Raw genomic sequence first — 17,529 nt, 5'->3', positions numbered from 1 at the left:
TAAATTTTTATCTTGTATTTATATAGAATATCATTATATTTGTTTAGAAAGTCTAAAGAATTATTTTTAAAGCTTACATTATGAGTAGAAGGTATACTAAAGCCGATTTGGAACAAATCGTTTCTGTGCAATTGGAAAATTTAAATGCGATGCATGATTTATTAAATATCATGAAACATCAAAATGAACTACTTAATAATGCTAACAATAAATTGAAAGATGAAATCACTAATTTTAAACAGAAGGTATATCCAACTCGAAAAAGAAATTCTTAATTCAGTGAAGACTTCATAGAATGATCAGACTTTTAAAAACTTCCTTTTTTTAAAGAAGATTTCGGAGGATAAGAGTTGGTATTAATTAATTTCCCTTTTTAGAATTTGCCAATTCATCTCAAATGTAAAACTAACTTTTCATTAAGTCAATTAATTGTCTAAAATCTATTGTAGCGAGTGTTAGCTATAGTTTATCAAGTTTGAAATAACTTTTGTACTTCGTAATTCATGTAATGCACAATTTGCGTTTGAAATATGGTTTTATATAAAATTGCTTGAGAAAATCCAGTTATGAACATTTTTATATGCTTAAACTGATCCTGGTCATCAACTTTTAGGAAGTTTGTATTACATTCATAAGTTGTATTGTTATAAGTATAAAATTTATTAGGGAAAAATGATACTAAATTTATATTACCTCCATTGGAAACGAATTCTGATTTATCTGATTCCGAAAAGTTCTTGGTTGCAAAAGTATAGTTACTTAATCCTTGATCTACTATAAGAATTAAATTATGCCAATATATTTTTGGAATCCCCTTATAGATCTCATCATAATCAATTTTTTCCAGTTCGAATTTTAAGTTCTTACAAACTAAAAACGAAATTGGGGAATTATATTCGTCGCCATATATTACTTTTAATTTTGGTTTTCCATTGATGTTTTCAGAAAGTTTTTTGTTCTCAGCAAGTTTTCTCAAAGCACTTTTAAATTGAGCTTTGTTCAAAGTAGATTTAACTTCTCCAATCGAAATAACACTTTCAATTGAAAAAAACTGTGCTAAATTATTCTCTAAAACTGGAAAATCTAAATTATCATAAACAACAACGTCACATTGAGTACTTACTTTTTCATTTGAGGTAATTACAAAGCCATCTGACACTTTAAACTTAGTCAAGACTTGTAACAAATCTTTTAGTGCATTTTCTCTATATTTTCCATATTCTGCCGGATGGATAAGTTTCTCGTTAAGTTTAAAAATAGAATTGCTGTCTTCTCCAAAAGTAGATACAAAGTTTTCAATCTTTCTCAATAAAATAGTATCAAATATTTTATTTCCCATGTTGATTTGAATTATAGCTAATTAACGTATGTCCGTAACAAAATAGTAACAAACTACTAAAACTGGATGCATACACGAAGTTTTTACTTCTTCCAAATATAAAAAAATAACAACCTCAAACTTACAAAAATGTTCTTGTGCCCGCGTGAAGGATGGGAGCAGGTTACCGAAGTAACGCGGACAGCCTGACAGCATGCCGGTAAGAGGACGAATAACCGCAAAGCATGTTGGGCCTCTTGCCGGGATGGTGGCACGCCCAAATGATTATCGTTTCATGCTAAAATGAGCGCCAGATGGGGTTGCTAATATTCATACTAATTCAGTTGTGTTCTTAAAAACTAATTTAATTAGGTGGTAAATTAGTTTTTTCCATCTTCTCTATAAAAAGGTTAATTTCTTTCAGGTTGTTATTCTTCAGCTTGAATGAATAAAATAGTTTTTGCTCTATTATTTTAGAAGATTTAATGGGTGTTTTAATTAAATTTTTGTCTAACTCTTCATCACATAAATGTTTAGGAACTATACTAAATCCGCTATTATTTTTTAAAGCTTCTATTATGTCCAGATAAGAGGGTAAAATATATCTTGGGACTATTCTGGGACTAGTATTAAATCTGGAATCCCAGAATTTTTTTATATCATTTTGGTTATTGTCATAGGTAAACCAGGTTTGTTTTTGAAGCCATGTGATGAATTGCGTATCATTTTTTTCAATATTCTCCGGAATAACAATAGAATTGGAGCAAATTAATTCTAACTCTTCATTCTTTAGGTATGTGAATTGATGGTCGTAAGTATCGTGTTTTTTTATTCCGACCAATAATTGAATTTTTTCCATTTCAAGAGCTTCGATCAATTCTTTTTCATTTCCAAATTGGATCACTATATACATGTCAAAAGTATAAATATGATGTATTAACTCTTTCCTGAAAAAGTCTGTAGTACAGCCAATTGTTATGGCAGATCGTTGTTTTTTTGCTCTTTGACCTGAATAATATTCTACTTTTTCTAATTCACTTAATGGATTGTTGATTTGTGAATATAAAAATTTTCCATATTCGGTAGGTGCTAATTTCCGGGTAGTTCTTTCAAATAGTTTTTTTCCAATATGGCTTTCCAGGGCAGATAAATGTTTGCTAACTCCAGGCTGGGTCATATTTAATTTGATTGATGCTTCTGTTATATTCTTGCATTCATATATAGCGCTGAATGTTCGCAGCCATTCCAAATTAATCATAACATATATTATAAATAGGTAAACAAAAATAATTAAAATTATTAATGTGTTGACTCTATATTTGTAAAAAAATAGAACAAATGACAAAAACATTAGTAATAAATTACACCCCTAGAAATGGCTCATACACAAAAATTTTATTTAATGAATTTGTGGAACTGGCAAAAGGAAAAACAGAAATTAAACATTTAAATTTAACTGAAACGCCGCCAGAATTATTATTAGAAAAAAATTTGAATTTAATAATGGAATGGAACATGGGTAAAAGAGAGTTTTCGGAAACAGAACTCTTAACGCTGTCTAATCATCACAAACTTATAGAGGAAGTTATTGCTGCTGATCATATTGTATTGGCTTTTCCAATTTACAATTTTACAATGCCAGCAACAGTAAAGGCCTGGATAGATGCTATTGTCGTTAGTGATAAGACATTTTCTTTTAGCCCTGAAACAGGCTTTAGTGGTCTTTGTAAAGATAAAAAAGCTTTATCAATAGTAGTCAGTGGATTCGATTATAATAATTCCGGTACCATCAAGGAATTTGCTTCATCTACACTAAAACAAAATTTTGATTTTATGGGTATCTCTTCAGAACAGATTTCAGCTTTTGGGGTTGACCAAAATAGAGACCAATTAAATTCAATTCTTGAAAATGCAAAATTGGAAATAAAAACTTTGATTGACAGATGGTTTCCAAATTAATACTACTATTTCAGCATCTCGCTCAGTTAGCATCTTATGGAGGTGAATATTCTCGTTTTTACTAAAATAGTATAAAACAGGTTAATCTCCTAAATTTGCAAATTGTGCGAGACGTGTATCTTGAGTATTTTTTATTTTGAAAAAGCTAATCTAATATAAAATGCTTTTTTACATTAAATTAGAACTTCTACTTATATGTTTTAAGTATCTGAATATTTTCGTCAAGATTCTGATTTTTGAAGTTATAAGCGCTAACTTGTTTATATACGATACAAGCATTCGTATATCTACCGAAATTTAGGTGTATATGTTTGTATTAACTAAGGCCACTGCCATGGCGGTTAGCTGTAGTTTTTTTAAATTATTGGATAAAATTGTGAATTCAAATTTATTGTTACATCAGGGAAATTTTCTTTAATTATTTTGAGGATATTTTTGTCAAGTAATGAAGTCAGAATCACCGTTTGACTATTATTTGTAACAACCTCTATATAATAATATCCAGTCATATGTGCAAGTCTGCTATAGTGACTTATTCCTAACGTAGAAGGACAGCCAATTGCGTTTATTGTTTTGATTGAATCTTTGTATATGTAATCTCCATCGAAAATAATTTCTGAGGAGTTAATTACGACATTTTTACCTTTATTGTATTTCTCATAATTTGAATGTAAATATATTGTTGGGATGAAATATAAGATTAGATAGAAAATAAGCAATCCTAAAAATATAGCAATTGAAGGAAAAACAAATACAAAAATGAGGCAAAGAGGTACCCATATAATAGTCACAAAGATTAAATCCTGAAGTGCTTTAAACTCCGATTTTGTATTTATTTTGAATGAAGTATGATTTTCCATAAAATTACTGCCAACGTTCTGGTACTACAATGGGTTTGGGACTAAATTAAGCCCTATTTTCGGATTTGACAAATCATTCAGGTATAAAACCAACTTTCCATTAAACCAAATGCCCAAATCCGTTGTAGTGGCTGTTAGGTACAGGCTATTTATCGCTTTTTAAATCATTAACATATTTGGATGATTTTCCATTCCAATAACAGTTTATGCATCTGTCATTTTCAAATTTGTGCTCACAATTTTTCTTTCCATACAAATAAAATGAGCATTCAGGACATAAAGAGGTCATTTCTGATGATTCTGAAAAATAAAGACTTTTACATTCGTCACATTTTTGAGTTTTACTATTCATGTAAAGATTCCCTTTTTAAATTTATAACAGTATTTACACTTTTAATTAATCCGATTGAAGCTTTTCCTGTTTCCATTTGAAAATCAATTTGTTCTCCGTAAATATCAATAATTCTAAAGATTGATAATTTTGGTTTATTTACAGTGCCTTTAAAATCTCCAAAAATAACATCATCAATTGATTCAAAATCTATTGATTTAAGAATGTTATTTTCTACCTCTAAAATTTGACGAGTTGTTATTAAAGTATGTTTAGTTTGGCTTTTTATTTCGAAGATTGGAAGCTCATTTTTATCCAATTCAAAGTCAATATACTTATTTTCAGTTTCTGCTGAAATTTTAGAATATTCCCAAGTATCAATATCCATCGCAGAACGTTTTATCGACGCAATTGTTATATTTTGAATAGAGATGTCTTTTTTCACTTAAGTTCTTTTAGCATGTACCTAACGTTCTGGCACTACAGCGGGTTTGGGATTAAATTAAAGCCCTATTTTCGGATTTGCCACCCGAGCGATAGCGAACAGGCGAAGCAAATCATCCCAAATACCAAACCATCTTCCGATTGAGCCAATTGCCCAAATCAGTTGCAGCTGCTATAGGCAGGTAATTTATGTTCGGTTAATTAAAATTTTACTTTTATTATTCTCTGCATAATTTCTATACAAATCTTTTAATAATCCATCAGGATAGCTTGAAAATTCTCTATCCATTTTTTCCATCAAACTTTCAGTTTTTTCATCTGAACTATCGAAAAACCAACTACCATTTTTTGGTAATAGTTCGACTGCTTGTCTAATTATTTCAGAAGATTTTACAGCTCCAATCTCATTTAATGCATTTACAACTTCTTTAGAATATTGTGGATACCATTCTTGCAAAAAACTGAGAATAGAATCAGCCTGTCCTGCGTTTTCTATATGCATACAAAGAAATAAATTCAGTTCAATTGAGTTAAGTTTTTCAGGAGATTTTTCGTTTTTATTTATTAGAATTTCGTGTAACGCTATAGAAAAATCTGAATTGTCCTTTAATTGAAAGAGTGAATCAAAATCTTGCTCTAAAACAATTTTATCTCTAAGTATCAATTGACTTTTTAATTCTTCAGTCATCCAAGAAAGTCCGCTATATTTATTGCTTTGTTGCATAATTTACTAGTTCTAATTCGAGTCTGAGTTTTGCTTGCTTATAACGTTCTGGCGCTTGGTTCCGAACTTCGTAATCGAGTTCTTTCGGTTAAGATAAAATTTCTTGCGAAATGTAAACGTGAATTTACTACAAAATTTGCAATCTCACCAAACGCCTGTTGAACTAAACCTTCGGTAGCACTTACCGTGATTTTGTACCTTACGAATATAATTAAATTCGGTAAGATATGACTACAAAAAAAAGAATGTTGAAGAATTAAGAGAAAACAAAATTCTCAACCAGGCTAAACGAGAAGTTCCAGGATTTGAGGAACTCATCAATCGTTTTGAACGTACTATTTCGGTATTGGGCAGAAGTCAAAGTACTTTTAATAATTATTCTCGACATGTTGCTTCTATATCATTGTATTTTGGGAAAATCCCAACGGATTTAGATCCTGAACAAGTACAAGATTACTTGTTTTACCAGCAGAAAAAGTCCAAAACCCCTTCACAAACTTATTTCAAACATTGTGTTTATGGTCTTCGCTTTCTTCTAAAATCAGAAGGCTTGCCTTATGAGTACTTGGGTTTACCGTCCATAAAACACGAGAAAAAACTACCCGTTGTTTTGAGTAAAGAAGAAGTTTGGGGCATGCTTCAAGGGGCTAAATTACTCAAACATCGCATTCTTATTGGATTGCTTTATGGTTGCGGATTGCGTTGTATGGAAGCACGTTCTGTACGATTACAAGATTTAGATTTCGATAGAAAGCAACTCAAAGTAGTGCAAGGCAAAGGCAAAAAAGACCGCTATGTTCCTTTATCGGTTCATTTAATACGAGGGCTCAAAAAATATATCGAAGCCGAAAAACCACAAGATTACCTTTTTAATGGGCAACCTTTGCCTAATGGAGCAGGAGGTGATTTTGACAATCGGTATTCGCAACGAGGCGTGCAATGGGTAGTGAGGCAAGTGGCCAAGGCATCTGGTGTCAAAAAAGAGGTTCACACGCACACACTTCGGCATAGTTATGCCACGCATTTACTCGAAGATGGCATGGATATTATAACCCTCAAAGACCTTTTAGGACACCAAAACCTAGAAACCACTTTGGAGTATTTACAGATTGCCCAACTCGAGAGCCAACGCATCTTTAGTCCACTGGATACCCTTTTCGAGAAATGCCACCGGAAGTAGCCGATGTACTGCGAAATATTGCCTCAAAAATCGAAAACTACGGCTTGAATACTTGGCAACTGCACACGCTTTCTGCCATCAAAAAATGTCGAACGGCCGATTTGGGCGGTCATATCGATGGGTGTGATGAATGTGGAAATCTGACCATTAGTTACAACTCTTGCAGGAACAGACATTGTCCCAAATGTCAGGGTAACAAGCGAGAGGATTGGATGGAAGCCCGAAGTACAGAACTCTTGCCAGTGCCATACTTCCACGTGGTTTTTACCTTGCCCGACAGCATTAATTCCTTGGCAATGCATCAGCCAAAAATGGTGTATGACACCCTGTTTGAAGCGACTTGGGAAACGCTTCAAAAATTTGGCAAAGCCAAAGAAATACAACTGGGAATGATTGCTGTTTTGCACACCTGGGGACAGCAGTTGAGCCTTCATCCGCACCTGCATTGTATTGTGCCTGGCGGAGGAATCGATAAAGACGGACAGTGGAAAAACAGCCGAACGGACGGCAAATTCTTGTTTCCCGTAAAAGCTTTATCGAAAGTGTTTAGGGCAAAATATTGCCAGAAACTCAAAGCAAAAGAGCCCATAAAATACGAGCAAATCCGGCAGCATTTATGGCAGAAGCCTTGGGTAGTTTTTACCAAAAAGCCTTTTGGAAGTCCCAATTCGGTGGTGGAGTATCTGGGGAGATATACCCATAAAATCGCCATCAGCAACCACCGAATCAAAAGCATTGACAACGAAAACGTGACTTTCGATTACAAGGATTACCGAGTGGCGGGAGTCAAAAAGCAAATGACATTGACCCACGGCGAGTTTATCCGTCGGTTTTCGTTGCATATTTTGCCCAAACGCTTTGTCAAGATTCGTCATTATGGCTTTTTGAGCAGCACTTGGAAGCGTGGGAAGCTAAAGCTTTTGCAAGCAAAACTCCAAGTAAAGGTCTTGGAAAAAGTAGCAAAAAAAACATTTTTGCCCAAATGTCCGTGTTGCAAAACGGGCAATTTGCACCCAATAGCGGTTTTTGACCAACGAGGCCCACCTGCTTGGTATCTTGGCGGATGCCAAAACCCAATTCCCCGTGAAAGTTAATTTTACGGGTAAGGGAACTTATGTCCTAAGGTGAAGGAAAACACGAGAAAAACCAATGAAAATCTACTCCAAAAAAAAGAGGCTCAGTTGCCTCTTGTAACTCTCTCTCAAAACTTTACGATAACTCCATAGTGTTGACGGCAGGTACTCCGGTTCCCTTCAACAGGAGTTTCATTGTTCGGCTTGCAGCCGCAACGAAACTCTAGCTGTTGTAGGCAGTTTTTATTTATGGAAGTAGATAAAATTCACTTTACTATTTACCTTAATTCCTTTTTTTGTTGCAGAAATCCATTTTATGTTTTTTACAAATTCTTCAGCTTTTTTTCTGAAATAATTTTCAAATTTTAAGTTTTCAGGATTTTGAAAAGTGACATCGGTTTGAATGTTTTTAATTTCACCATTTTTCATCAAAACAAAGCTTACGTCAGTACTTGAAAAATATTTCCCTGTTTTGTATTTATAACCTATAGGATACTTGAATACTTTTGAAAAATCCATGTCAGGTTTATGGAAGAAGTCTCTATAGTTTTTCGTGCCGGGATACCTCGAAATTGTGTCACATTCTTCAAAATCAAAAATGATATTTGGATGATTTTCGGCATACTGTTTCTCGGCTAAAACTCTAATAGAATCAATAAATTTTTTTCCATGTCTTTTTTCAATTTCATTTCTCATTATAGAAATGTAGCAATTTCTTGTAAATCCTTTGGGCGGGGCTATACAACTTGTCATTGCTGAATCTATCTCTATTTTGTATTTTGATAATATCTGCCCCATTTCTTTATTACTACGATACATTTCAGTCATTCCATTAAAGAAATAGTACACAGTTTTACCGTTTTTAATATCATTAAGAGCACGTTTTTGTTCATTAATACAAGTAGTATCAATGACTTTGATCTTTCCATTTTGTGCTTTATACATTTCGTCTTCGTTATGGACAACGATAGAATCATTTGTGTTGCTTTTTTTAGTCTCAACCTTTTTATTACAAGCTAAAATTAGAAGAAAGCAGAATGATAAAATTAAATGTCTCATTAAATTCTGATGTTAAAATTGCCACCAACTTATTTATATGCGAAACAAACATTAGCCTATCTATCCAAATTTAGGTGTATATGCGAATGTTTGTTTCGTATTATTTCTCTCAATCTGGTGCTCGTTTGTAACGAGTATCTGTTTACTTATAAAAACTAAACAAAGCGTTTGTAACGCGGCTATTTAAATAAATTGTCTATAATCTTTAATGGACTTTTGAGTTAATAACCGCGTTACAAACGCTACGATTTTATCTTTTAATTTATGTGGGCATTCGTTACAAACGAGCACCAGATGGGGAGCTAGAGAGGTAATTAATTTTTTACTAATTTTTTTATTTGGACTCCTTCAGGTGAAAATATTTCAAATAAGTATGTTCCACTTGCTAATTTTTCAACGGATATTTCTTTATTTATATCGGAATGAGTTGATATTAATTGACCGTTTAAATTATAAATGTTGATTTTTGTAACTTCCTTGTTTATAGTTATTTGGTTGGTAAAAGGATTTGGATACACGATAATGTTGCTTCCTAAATGGAAATCATTGTTTGATAAATTAGAGCAATTACTTCCGTTTTTAAATCCATAAACTTTAAAATTATCAAGATACTTAACATTTCCCCACCAACCTCCAACGAAGTGAATATTAATATCATTTGTTTGGTTAAAAAAGTAGTTAAAACCTTCTCTCGTATTTGTAACTTTTAAAATAGGATTTGAATTACCGTTAACTCCAATATCATATATTTTGGAAGAGATAGAAAATTTATTTGTTGCAATTTTTGTTAATTGAAATGTTAATCTATACCATTTACCATCAGTAAAATTTGCCCCAAATACTGGAGCAACATATGTTGAATTTGGATTAGATAATCCATAAAGGTATAGACTGTTTTCGGATAGTGTTGTGCTTAATATTGATTCTCCCGTGTTTTTAGCTATAAATATACCAACAGAATTAGAACCAAATCCCACAGGCCCAGTTGGATAAGTTTCAACTTTATAGTCAACTGATATTATCATAGATTCAGTGTCAATTCCTTTAAATTTGGAACAAAGTTTTAAGGGGCGGGTTGCTTCTCCTTGTAGATTTGTTTTTAAATAGTATCCATTATTTCCATCGGAAACTTGAGTATAATCATTTGGATATGGCTGGATAAATTTATTTACTAAATCATTATCGGTTGTTGATGTCAAATTATTAAAGTTAATTTCTTCATCAACTAATTGAGCATTAATTTTTGTAAAAGTGAATAATAGTAATAAAATTAAAGTAGTTTTTTTCATTTTGATTTGTTTATTTTCTTTTGAGTTTGAGCCGACGCCTAAGTCGTATATTGGCTACAAAAGTAACCCTATTTACCTAAAATTGGGCTGTATACACGAAGTTTTTACTTTTCCCCCTTTTGACAATACCTTGTTGAACTAAACCTTCGGTAGCACTTACCGTGATTTTGTACCTTACGAATATAATTAAATTCGGTAAGATATGACTACAAAAAAAAGAATGTTGAAGAATTAAGAGAAAACAAAATTCTCAACCAGGCTAAACGAGAAGTTCCAGGATTTGAGGAACTCATCAATCGTTTTGAACGTACTATTTCGGTATTGGGCAGAAGTCAAAGTACTTTTAATAATTATTCTCGACATGTTGCTTCTATATCATTGTATTTTGGGAAAATCCCAACGGATTTAGATCCTGAACAAGTACAAGATTACTTGTTTTACCAGCAGAAAAAGTCCAAAACCCCTTCACAAACTTATTTCAAACATTGTGTTTATGGTCTTCGCTTTCTTCTAAAATCAGAAGGCTTGCCTTATGAGTACTTGGGTTTACCGTCCATAAAACACGAGAAAAAACTACCCGTTGTTTTGAGTAAAGAAGAAGTTTGGGGCATGCTTCAAGGGGCTAAATTACTCAAACATCGCATTCTTATTGGATTGCTTTATGGTTGCGGATTGCGTTGTATGGAAGCACGTTCTGTACGATTACAAGATTTAGATTTCGATAGAAAGCAACTCAAAGTAGTGCAAGGCAAAGGCAAAAAAGACCGCTATGTTCCTTTATCGGTTCATTTAATACGAGGGCTCAAAAAATATATCGAAGCCGAAAAACCACAAGATTACCTTTTTAATGGGCAACCTTTGCCTAATGGAGCAGGAGGTGATTTTGACAATCGGTATTCGCAACGAGGCGTGCAATGGGTAGTGAGGCAAGTGGCCAAGGCATCTGGTGTCAAAAAAGAGGTTCACACGCACACACTTCGGCATAGTTATGCCACGCATTTACTCGAAGATGGCATGGATATTATAACCCTCAAAGACCTTTTAGGACACCAAAACCTAGAAACCACTTTGGAGTATTTACAGATTGCCCAACTCGAGAGCCAACGCATCTTTAGTCCACTGGATACCCTTTTCGAGAAATGCCACCGGAAGTAGCCGATGTACTGCGAAATATTGCCTCAAAAATCGAAAACTACGGCTTGAATACTTGGCAACTGCACACGCTTTCTGCCATCAAAAAATGTCGAACGGCCGATTTGGGCGGTCATATCGATGGGTGTGATGAATGTGGAAATCTGACCATTAGTTACAACTCTTGCAGGAACAGACATTGTCCCAAATGTCAGGGTAACAAGCGAGAGGATTGGATGGAAGCCCGAAGTACAGAACTCTTGCCAGTGCCATACTTCCACGTGGTTTTTACCTTGCCCGACAGCATTAATTCCTTGGCAATGCATCAGCCAAAAATGGTGTATGACACCCTGTTTGAAGCGACTTGGGAAACGCTTCAAAAATTTGGCAAAGCCAAAGAAATACAACTGGGAATGATTGCTGTTTTGCACACCTGGGGACAGCAGTTGAGCCTTCATCCGCACCTGCATTGTATTGTGCCTGGCGGAGGAATCGATAAAGACGGACAGTGGAAAAACAGCCGAACGGACGGCAAATTCTTGTTTCCCGTAAAAGCTTTATCGAAAGTGTTTAGGGCAAAATATTGCCAGAAACTCAAAGCAAAAGAGCCCATAAAATACGAGCAAATCCGGCAGCATTTATGGCAGAAGCCTTGGGTAGTTTTTACCAAAAAGCCTTTTGGAAGTCCCAATTCGGTGGTGGAGTATCTGGGGAGATATACCCATAAAATCGCCATCAGCAACCACCGAATCAAAAGCATTGACAACGAAAACGTGACTTTCGATTACAAGGATTACCGAGTGGCGGGAGTCAAAAAGCAAATGACATTGACCCACGGCGAGTTTATCCGTCGGTTTTCGTTGCATATTTTGCCCAAACGCTTTGTCAAGATTCGTCATTATGGCTTTTTGAGCAGCACTTGGAAGCGTGGGAAGCTAAAGCTTTTGCAAGCAAAACTCCAAGTAAAGGTCTTGGAAAAAGTAGCAAAAAAAACATTTTTGCCCAAATGTCCGTGTTGCAAAACGGGCAATTTGCACCCAATAGCGGTTTTTGACCAACGAGGCCCACCTGCTTGGTATCTTGGCGGATGCCAAAACCCAATTCCCCGTGAAAGTTAATTTTACGGGTAAGGGAACTTATGTCCTAAGGTGAAGGAAAACACGAGAAAAACCAATGAAAATCTACTCCAAAAAAAAGAGGCTCAGTTGCCTCTTGTAACTCTCTCTCAAAACTTTACGATAACTCCATAGTGTTGACGGCAGGTACTCCGGTTCCCTTCAACAGGAGTTTCATTGTTCGGCTTGCAGCCGCAACGAAACTCTAGCTGTTAGCAGACGTTATTCAATAATTGGATATTTAAAATCTTCCCAAGTAAAAATCTCTTCTTCAAGTAAATCAGTTTCTAAAGTTCCCCATCTGCTTCTATTTCCAAACCCAAAAAACCATTCATCTACTTCAATTAGTTTATCATCTTGGTCATAATTATTTTTACCTTGCTTTTTTGATTTCCAAAAGAAATTATAAGTCCCCATAATTTCAGTTTCCAATTGAATTTTTGCAGTATCAAAATCAATTTGCCTCAAGATATTTTCAAATTTTTGAATAAACTCAGTCCAATGATATTCAATCTGCTTATATGTTGCACCGAATGAAATTACAGGGTCTTCGTAGTATGTAGGATTTGAAATACCTTGTCCAAACATTTCAGTTCTAAACATCCACTCCTCATTTCCCAAGTTTTGAATAACTTCTCTAGCACTGTTAAGATTATTATTTATTATTATTCGTCCGTGTACAATTGATTGAAATCCCATAGTCTTTGTATTAATCTCTACTAACTCGTTTATATGCGATGCAAACATTCGCATATCTACTCAAAATGGATGGATACACGAAGTTTTTACTTTTCCCCAAATATAAAAAAATAACACCCAAACTTACAAAATGTTCTTGTGCCCGCGTGAAGGATGGGAGCAGGTTACCGAAGTAACGCTCCCGATAGCTATCGGGATGGTGACACGCCCAAATGTTTATCGTTTTATACTAAAATGTGCCCTGAAAACCTGAGGTGTTCCGTTTAGCGTGTAAAAGACCTGAAACCAGTAATCGGTAGAAGGAAGCGGGTCGCCATTATAGTTGCCATCCCAGCCAGCTCCGGAAGGTTTGATCTGTTTAATGGTTTTTCCGTAACGGTCGAAGATATTGATCACGGCATCGGGCTGAAAAGCGAGATCGGGAATGTTCCAGGTGTCGTTGTGTCCGTCGTTGTTGGGAGTGAAGAATTTAGGATATTTGAGCACATTAATAATTAAAATCTGGTCGTCGCAATTTCCTTTGACATCTCGTACGGTAATAGCATGCTCTCCCGAAGCAACATCATAAAAAACGTTGCTGGTTTGAAAATTGCCGTCATCAAGCTGGTATTCATAGCTTCCAAAACCATTGTGCAGTGTTACGGTAACATCGGTATTTTCCCGAAAAGAGTCGGTCATGTTAATGCTTGCAACTGCGGGACTTGATTTTTTGACAACAATCGTAGCAGGATTGTAACCGCAGTCATTACCAACATCGGGCGTATTTTTGGTGATTTGAAGGGTATAAGTTCCTTCTTTGGCAGCGATATAATTTGGACCTGTACTTACTTTATTGCCGGCTAAATACCAGTCAACAGTATAAATCGAGGGATTAAGTCCTGACTTTAATTCTGCGGAACGCTGAGTAGTGCCTGTTTGAAAATCGACGCAGATTATTTCGTTTCGTAACTCCAGATTTTTCAATGGATACACTGTAATATAAAAATCATCCTGAGCAGTACAATTGGGGTTTGTTGCCGCTGCGGCGTAAATATACATTTGCTGACTTGCGGTTATTTGCTGTCCGGCTAAATAGCGTGTTCCGGTTGCATTTGGTCCGCTGTAATAATTCCCAATAGCTAAAGGCGGTAATGTATAACTTCCACAAATGGTAACATCAGGAGTGCTTGTAAGCACAGGAGTTGCTGAAATGCTGACTAAAAAGTTCTTTTCGCTTGTGCATGTCAAACGATTTCCTGAAACGGCATAAACATATATTCTTTGAGATGTTGTTAAAACAGTTCCGGCCGGAATAACTGTGCCTTTTCCTCCGGGCTGTGGGTAATAATTACCTAATAGCAACGGTGGCAGGGTGTAGCTGTCGCAAGCATTAACATCAGCAAAATTACCAACATCTATTCCGTTGTAATTCACCCTGAAAAAAGTTTCATTACTGCAGCTTGTAAAATCAACCCATTCATTATAGATGTAAATAGTTTGATTGGTATTTATGAGCGTGCCTTCGGGAATTTGGGTTCCCTGGCCGTGCAGTCCTCCAGTTGCAGTATAATATTTTCCGTTTTTCAATACAGGAAGTTTAAAAGCTGTACAAGTAACCACATCTGTAAAACTATCGACCAAAGGACGTTTTCTGATTTCGACCACAAAACTATGTTCATTGGTACACTCAGGGCCAACTGCATAAATATAAATGGTCTGTGTTGTGGTGATGACATCTCCTGCTTTTAAGGCTGTTCCTCCGCCGTTGGTTTTGGTAAAATACTTTCCATTTACTAAAGGAGGCAGGACATAACGGTCGCATTCCAGTCTATTCGATGGTGTATCTACCAATGGCAGTGTTTTTATGTTGATTTCGTATTTTAAGTTATCGGTACAATTAGGAGAAGTTGTGGTATTGGCATAATAATATACGGTTTGCGAAGTGGTAATATTGGTTCCCGCCGGAATATTTTGACCCTGTCCAGCCGGAGCAGTATAATAACCTCCTACAGCTACAGCCGGTAAAATATAATTTCCGCATCTTGTAATTGGAACAAAGGCAGAAGATTTTATAATATCTATTTTAAAGGAATGTTGATTGGTGCATCTTCCGTCATTTGCAAAAACATACACTGTCTGACTTGAGGTTATATTGGTTCCGGCATTTAAACGTGTTCCTGTACCTCCTGTTGCTGTATAATAATTTCCATTTGTCAGAGCAGGAAGCGTATAGGAGTTACATGTGACCACATTGCCCGGTTTGTCCACTAAAGGCAAAGGATAAACCACAAATGATAAAGCTTCATCACGACAAACAGTTCCATTGATTTGGGCATAATAATAAATAGTCTGACTTGTGGTATAAATTGTTCCTGCCGGAATAGAGTCTCCTTGCCCTCCTGTAGCAGTAAAGAAGCCACCTGCGGCTACACGTGGAACTGTATATTGGCCACAGGCTTCTTTTTTAAAACTAAGTTCGTATATCAGGATTACATTAAAAGAAGTCTCATTGGTGCAACCGTTCGCTGCAGATCTGTTGAAAATATAGTAGGCTCCACTTTTGGTAATAATATCCCCGGAATTCAGTTTAGCACCTGTTCCATTTGGTCCCGTATAATATTCCCCGGATGTAATTGGGGGTAAAGTGTAGCTGTTGCAGGCTACTACATCCGGAATATCATCTACTGTTGGAAGAGAAAAAATGTTTATATTAAAATTGACAGTAGCAAAACAAACCGAACTCGAAATGTTTTCAACTCGCACCCAAATCGTTTGTGGTGTTTGTGCTGTTGAAGTGTTGAAGGCTTTTGGATCTGTTATGTTATTCGTTGCACTGTTTGCGGCTGCCTGGCTGGTGTAATATCTGATTTTGTAATCCGAAGGGTTCTGCCCGTTTAGTATGGTACTTTCCTGAGTAGTTAAATCTACAATAATTCTTCCTGAAATGTTGTTGCAAACGCTAATGTCAGAAGGTTTTACAATGTTGATAGGAGGGGTTACAAGCAAATCGAAAGAGATTACGTTATTACAGAAAAAACTATTGTTATTTACAGGTACCGCTTTGATATAAATAGTCTGGTTTCCGGAACTTGTAAAAGAGTTTAACTGGTTTTGTGGTATCACCGGACCGTTTGCATTGGCTGACGTTAAAGAATCAAAATAATAAATAGCATATTTAGCTGGGTCAATACCCAAAGCAGCTACATTATTCTGGGTTAAATTGTATTGGTAGACGCCGTTTGTATTGTAGCAGGCAATCAAATCTTTGGGAGATTTAATGACTAAATCTTTAATCACTACTTCGTCTTTAATAACACAGCCTGAAAGTGTTGCTGTAAGTCCGTATGTTCCGGCTTGATTAAGCGTTAAAGTACTGCTTGTTTCCCCGGGAATTACAGCTCCGTTGAGAGTCCACACATAATCATAATTGCCCACAAGTCCAGATTGCAGTGTGATAGTTTCTCCCTCGCAAATAATTCTGTCAGGACCTAAATCCATTGTCGTTATAAAACTGCCTCCTTTTATAAAAACTGCCGAATCATAATTACTGTCGTTATAATCTCCAATGGCAAGTTTTATGCTGTATGTACGATTTGGAATTACTGATGAAGAGGCTTTCAAAACCTTGGTTTCTCCTCTCATATTGATAGCCGAAACTGTGGGATTGGTTACATTATAACGGTCAAATAAATTGGCGTTGGCAGACAAACAGGCAGAATTATACTGCTGATCCCGAATATTTTTAACGGAAACGGGTGTTGTTGTGCCCGGTACTACAGCAAGATTTTTAGAGATTCCAGTAGTTAAATCGGTGAGGATAAAGGCAAAAACATCACTAAAGCCGCATTGAAATTCGCCATATTCATTCGAAGCAAAAAGAAAATCAAAACTAAAATTACTCGACAAAGGGGTGAAATCAAACTGAAGATAACTCACATCAGTAATGGGTACAATTTGTCCGTTTTCATTACTAATATTCTGCAAATCGGGATCATTATTATTATTTAACCTACTGCTTTCATTCAAGCCCGTATAAGATCCTTCAGTATGTTTGGCAATCCCATTCCGAATAATAATTCCATGTGTAATGGGAAAATTAGGATTGGTATTGGTGAATTTTCCAATCCCCACCCGAGATGAAAATTTGAAGTTGCTTTCACTGGCACAGGCATTCTGCATTAACTCTTGTCTAACCAGTTCCGGTATAGCCAAGGTTGTAGTGTCGACTATAATTCCTTGTGATGAAGATATAGCCGAATAAAATAATAAAAATAGAAGTAGAGTAAATCTCATGATTCATAATTTTATTAGTTGTGCTACTTAAAGTTACGAAATTATTTCTTTTTAAACATATGACTGTCAGTATTT

15 protein-coding genes are annotated in these 17,529 nt (G+C 35.5%); 6 read left to right on the top strand and 9 right to left on the bottom strand.

Translation table 11 applies throughout. The features are described from left to right. Positions 1 to 80: 80 nt before the first annotated feature. Positions 81 to 275 carry a hypothetical protein gene (locus P5P89_RS08090; RefSeq protein WP_278011475.1) on the top strand — a complete coding sequence of 65 codons (195 nt, stop codon included), beginning with the start codon at positions 81 to 83 and terminating at the stop codon, positions 273 to 275. 194 nt (positions 276 to 469) lie between these two features. On the opposite strand, the gene P5P89_RS08085 is transcribed toward P5P89_RS08090, so the two are convergent. Next, positions 470 to 1,339 (bottom strand): DUF6602 domain-containing protein, encoded by an 870-nt coding sequence (locus tag P5P89_RS08085; protein WP_278011474.1) that lies wholly within the window; start codon positions 1,337 to 1,339, stop codon positions 470 to 472. Between the two features lie 343 nt (positions 1,340 to 1,682). Next, positions 1,683 to 2,576: a LysR family transcriptional regulator gene (locus tag P5P89_RS08080; RefSeq protein WP_278011473.1), complete on the bottom strand. Its 894-nt coding sequence runs from the start codon at positions 2,574 to 2,576 to the stop codon at positions 1,683 to 1,685. 80 nt (positions 2,577 to 2,656) lie between these two features. On the opposite strand from P5P89_RS08080, the gene P5P89_RS08075 reads away from it, so the two are divergent. Then, positions 2,657 to 3,277, top strand: a complete 621-nt coding sequence (locus P5P89_RS08075) for an FMN-dependent NADH-azoreductase (RefSeq protein ID WP_278011472.1) — start codon at positions 2,657 to 2,659, stop codon at positions 3,275 to 3,277. A 356-nt stretch (positions 3,278 to 3,633) separates the two neighbouring features. Here P5P89_RS08075 and P5P89_RS08070 read toward each other — a convergent pair whose 3' ends face one another. The 3 genes from P5P89_RS08070 to P5P89_RS08060 all read right to left on the bottom strand — a co-directional run bounded on the left by P5P89_RS08070 (position 3,634) and on the right by P5P89_RS08060 (position 5,636). Continuing rightward, positions 3,634 to 4,137 carry a PH domain-containing protein gene (locus P5P89_RS08070; protein ID WP_278011471.1) on the bottom strand — a complete coding sequence of 168 codons (504 nt, stop codon included), beginning with the start codon at positions 4,135 to 4,137 and terminating at the stop codon, positions 3,634 to 3,636. Between the two features lie 344 nt (positions 4,138 to 4,481). Continuing rightward, positions 4,482 to 4,856 carry a hypothetical protein gene (locus P5P89_RS08065; protein ID WP_278011470.1) on the bottom strand — a complete coding sequence of 125 codons (375 nt, stop codon included), beginning with the start codon at positions 4,854 to 4,856 and terminating at the stop codon, positions 4,482 to 4,484. A 243-nt stretch (positions 4,857 to 5,099) separates the two neighbouring features. Next, a complete protein-coding gene (locus P5P89_RS08060; protein ID WP_278011469.1) occupies positions 5,100 to 5,636 on the bottom strand; it encodes a DMP19 family protein in 537 nt (178 codons plus the stop codon). Between the two features lie 346 nt (positions 5,637 to 5,982). Here P5P89_RS08060 and P5P89_RS08055 point away from each other — a divergent pair, with 346 nt between their 5' ends. Both P5P89_RS08055 and P5P89_RS08050 read left to right on the top strand, forming a co-directional pair. Beyond that, positions 5,983 to 6,816: a tyrosine-type recombinase/integrase gene (locus tag P5P89_RS08055; protein WP_278009934.1), complete on the top strand. Its 834-nt coding sequence runs from the start codon at positions 5,983 to 5,985 to the stop codon at positions 6,814 to 6,816. Continuing rightward, positions 6,801 to 7,910 (top strand): IS91 family transposase, encoded by a 1,110-nt coding sequence (locus P5P89_RS08050; protein WP_278009935.1) that lies wholly within the window; start codon positions 6,801 to 6,803, stop codon positions 7,908 to 7,910. Before P5P89_RS08055 ends, P5P89_RS08050 begins: the two co-directional genes overlap by 16 nt. A 222-nt stretch (positions 7,911 to 8,132) precedes the next feature. On the opposite strand, the gene P5P89_RS08045 is transcribed toward P5P89_RS08050, so the two are convergent. Beyond that, entirely contained in the window at positions 8,133 to 8,948 is an 816-nt protein-coding gene (locus P5P89_RS08045) for a hypothetical protein (RefSeq protein ID WP_110347319.1), read from the bottom strand. 314 nt (positions 8,949 to 9,262) lie between these two features. After that, positions 9,263 to 10,237 (bottom strand): T9SS type A sorting domain-containing protein, encoded by a 975-nt coding sequence (locus P5P89_RS08040; protein ID WP_278011468.1) that lies wholly within the window; start codon positions 10,235 to 10,237, stop codon positions 9,263 to 9,265. Positions 10,238 to 10,558: 321 nt separating this feature from the next. Between P5P89_RS08040 and P5P89_RS08035 the strand changes: the two genes are divergently transcribed. Both P5P89_RS08035 and P5P89_RS08030 read left to right on the top strand, forming a co-directional pair. Further along, positions 10,559 to 11,392, top strand: coding sequence for a tyrosine-type recombinase/integrase (locus P5P89_RS08035; RefSeq protein ID WP_278009934.1), 834 nt, complete (start codon positions 10,559 to 10,561; stop codon positions 11,390 to 11,392). Next, positions 11,377 to 12,486, top strand: coding sequence for an IS91 family transposase (locus P5P89_RS08030; RefSeq protein WP_278009935.1), 1,110 nt, complete (start codon positions 11,377 to 11,379; stop codon positions 12,484 to 12,486). Before P5P89_RS08035 ends, P5P89_RS08030 begins: the two co-directional genes overlap by 16 nt. Positions 12,487 to 12,705: 219 nt before the next feature. Here the strand turns inward: P5P89_RS08030 and P5P89_RS08025 are convergent, their stop codons facing one another. Then, on the bottom strand, positions 12,706 to 13,182 hold the full coding sequence (locus tag P5P89_RS08025; RefSeq protein WP_278011467.1) for a hypothetical protein: 477 nt from the start codon (positions 13,180 to 13,182) through the stop codon (positions 12,706 to 12,708). A gap of 216 nt (positions 13,183 to 13,398) precedes the next feature. Next, positions 13,399 to 17,454: a T9SS type B sorting domain-containing protein gene (locus P5P89_RS08020; protein WP_278011466.1), complete on the bottom strand. Its 4,056-nt coding sequence runs from the start codon at positions 17,452 to 17,454 to the stop codon at positions 13,399 to 13,401. Between the last annotated feature and the right edge of the window lie 75 nt (positions 17,455 to 17,529).

Origin of the sequence: Flavobacterium gyeonganense (assembly GCF_029625295.1) — a bacterium.
GTDB lineage: Bacteria > Bacteroidota > Bacteroidia > Flavobacteriales > Flavobacteriaceae > Flavobacterium > Flavobacterium gyeonganense.
Note: the sequence above shows the minus strand (reverse complement) of the source record. Positions and strands in the feature narration are given on the sequence as shown.

Coding starts and splice junctions, on each gene's coding strand:
- P5P89_RS08075 (WP_278011472.1), top strand. CDS start 2,657: ATGACAAAAACATTAGTAATAAATTACACCCCTAGAAATGGCTCATAC.
- P5P89_RS08045 (WP_110347319.1), bottom strand. CDS start 8,948: ATGAGACATTTAATTTTATCATTCTGCTTTCTTCTAATTTTAGCTTGT.
- P5P89_RS08050 (WP_278009935.1), top strand. CDS start 6,801: ATGCCACCGGAAGTAGCCGATGTACTGCGAAATATTGCCTCAAAAATC.
- P5P89_RS08085 (WP_278011474.1), bottom strand. CDS start 1,339: ATGGGAAATAAAATATTTGATACTATTTTATTGAGAAAGATTGAAAAC.
- P5P89_RS08090 (WP_278011475.1), top strand. CDS start 81: ATGAGTAGAAGGTATACTAAAGCCGATTTGGAACAAATCGTTTCTGTG.
- P5P89_RS08070 (WP_278011471.1), bottom strand. CDS start 4,137: ATGGAAAATCATACTTCATTCAAAATAAATACAAAATCGGAGTTTAAA.
- P5P89_RS08080 (WP_278011473.1), bottom strand. CDS start 2,576: ATGATTAATTTGGAATGGCTGCGAACATTCAGCGCTATATATGAATGC.
- P5P89_RS08065 (WP_278011470.1), bottom strand. CDS start 4,856: ATGGATATTGATACTTGGGAATATTCTAAAATTTCAGCAGAAACTGAA.
- P5P89_RS08020 (WP_278011466.1), bottom strand. CDS start 17,454: ATGAGATTTACTCTACTTCTATTTTTATTATTTTATTCGGCTATATCT.
- P5P89_RS08025 (WP_278011467.1), bottom strand. CDS start 13,182: ATGGGATTTCAATCAATTGTACACGGACGAATAATAATAAATAATAAT.
- P5P89_RS08060 (WP_278011469.1), bottom strand. CDS start 5,636: ATGCAACAAAGCAATAAATATAGCGGACTTTCTTGGATGACTGAAGAA.
- P5P89_RS08040 (WP_278011468.1), bottom strand. CDS start 10,237: ATGAAAAAAACTACTTTAATTTTATTACTATTATTCACTTTTACAAAA.
- P5P89_RS08030 (WP_278009935.1), top strand. CDS start 11,377: ATGCCACCGGAAGTAGCCGATGTACTGCGAAATATTGCCTCAAAAATC.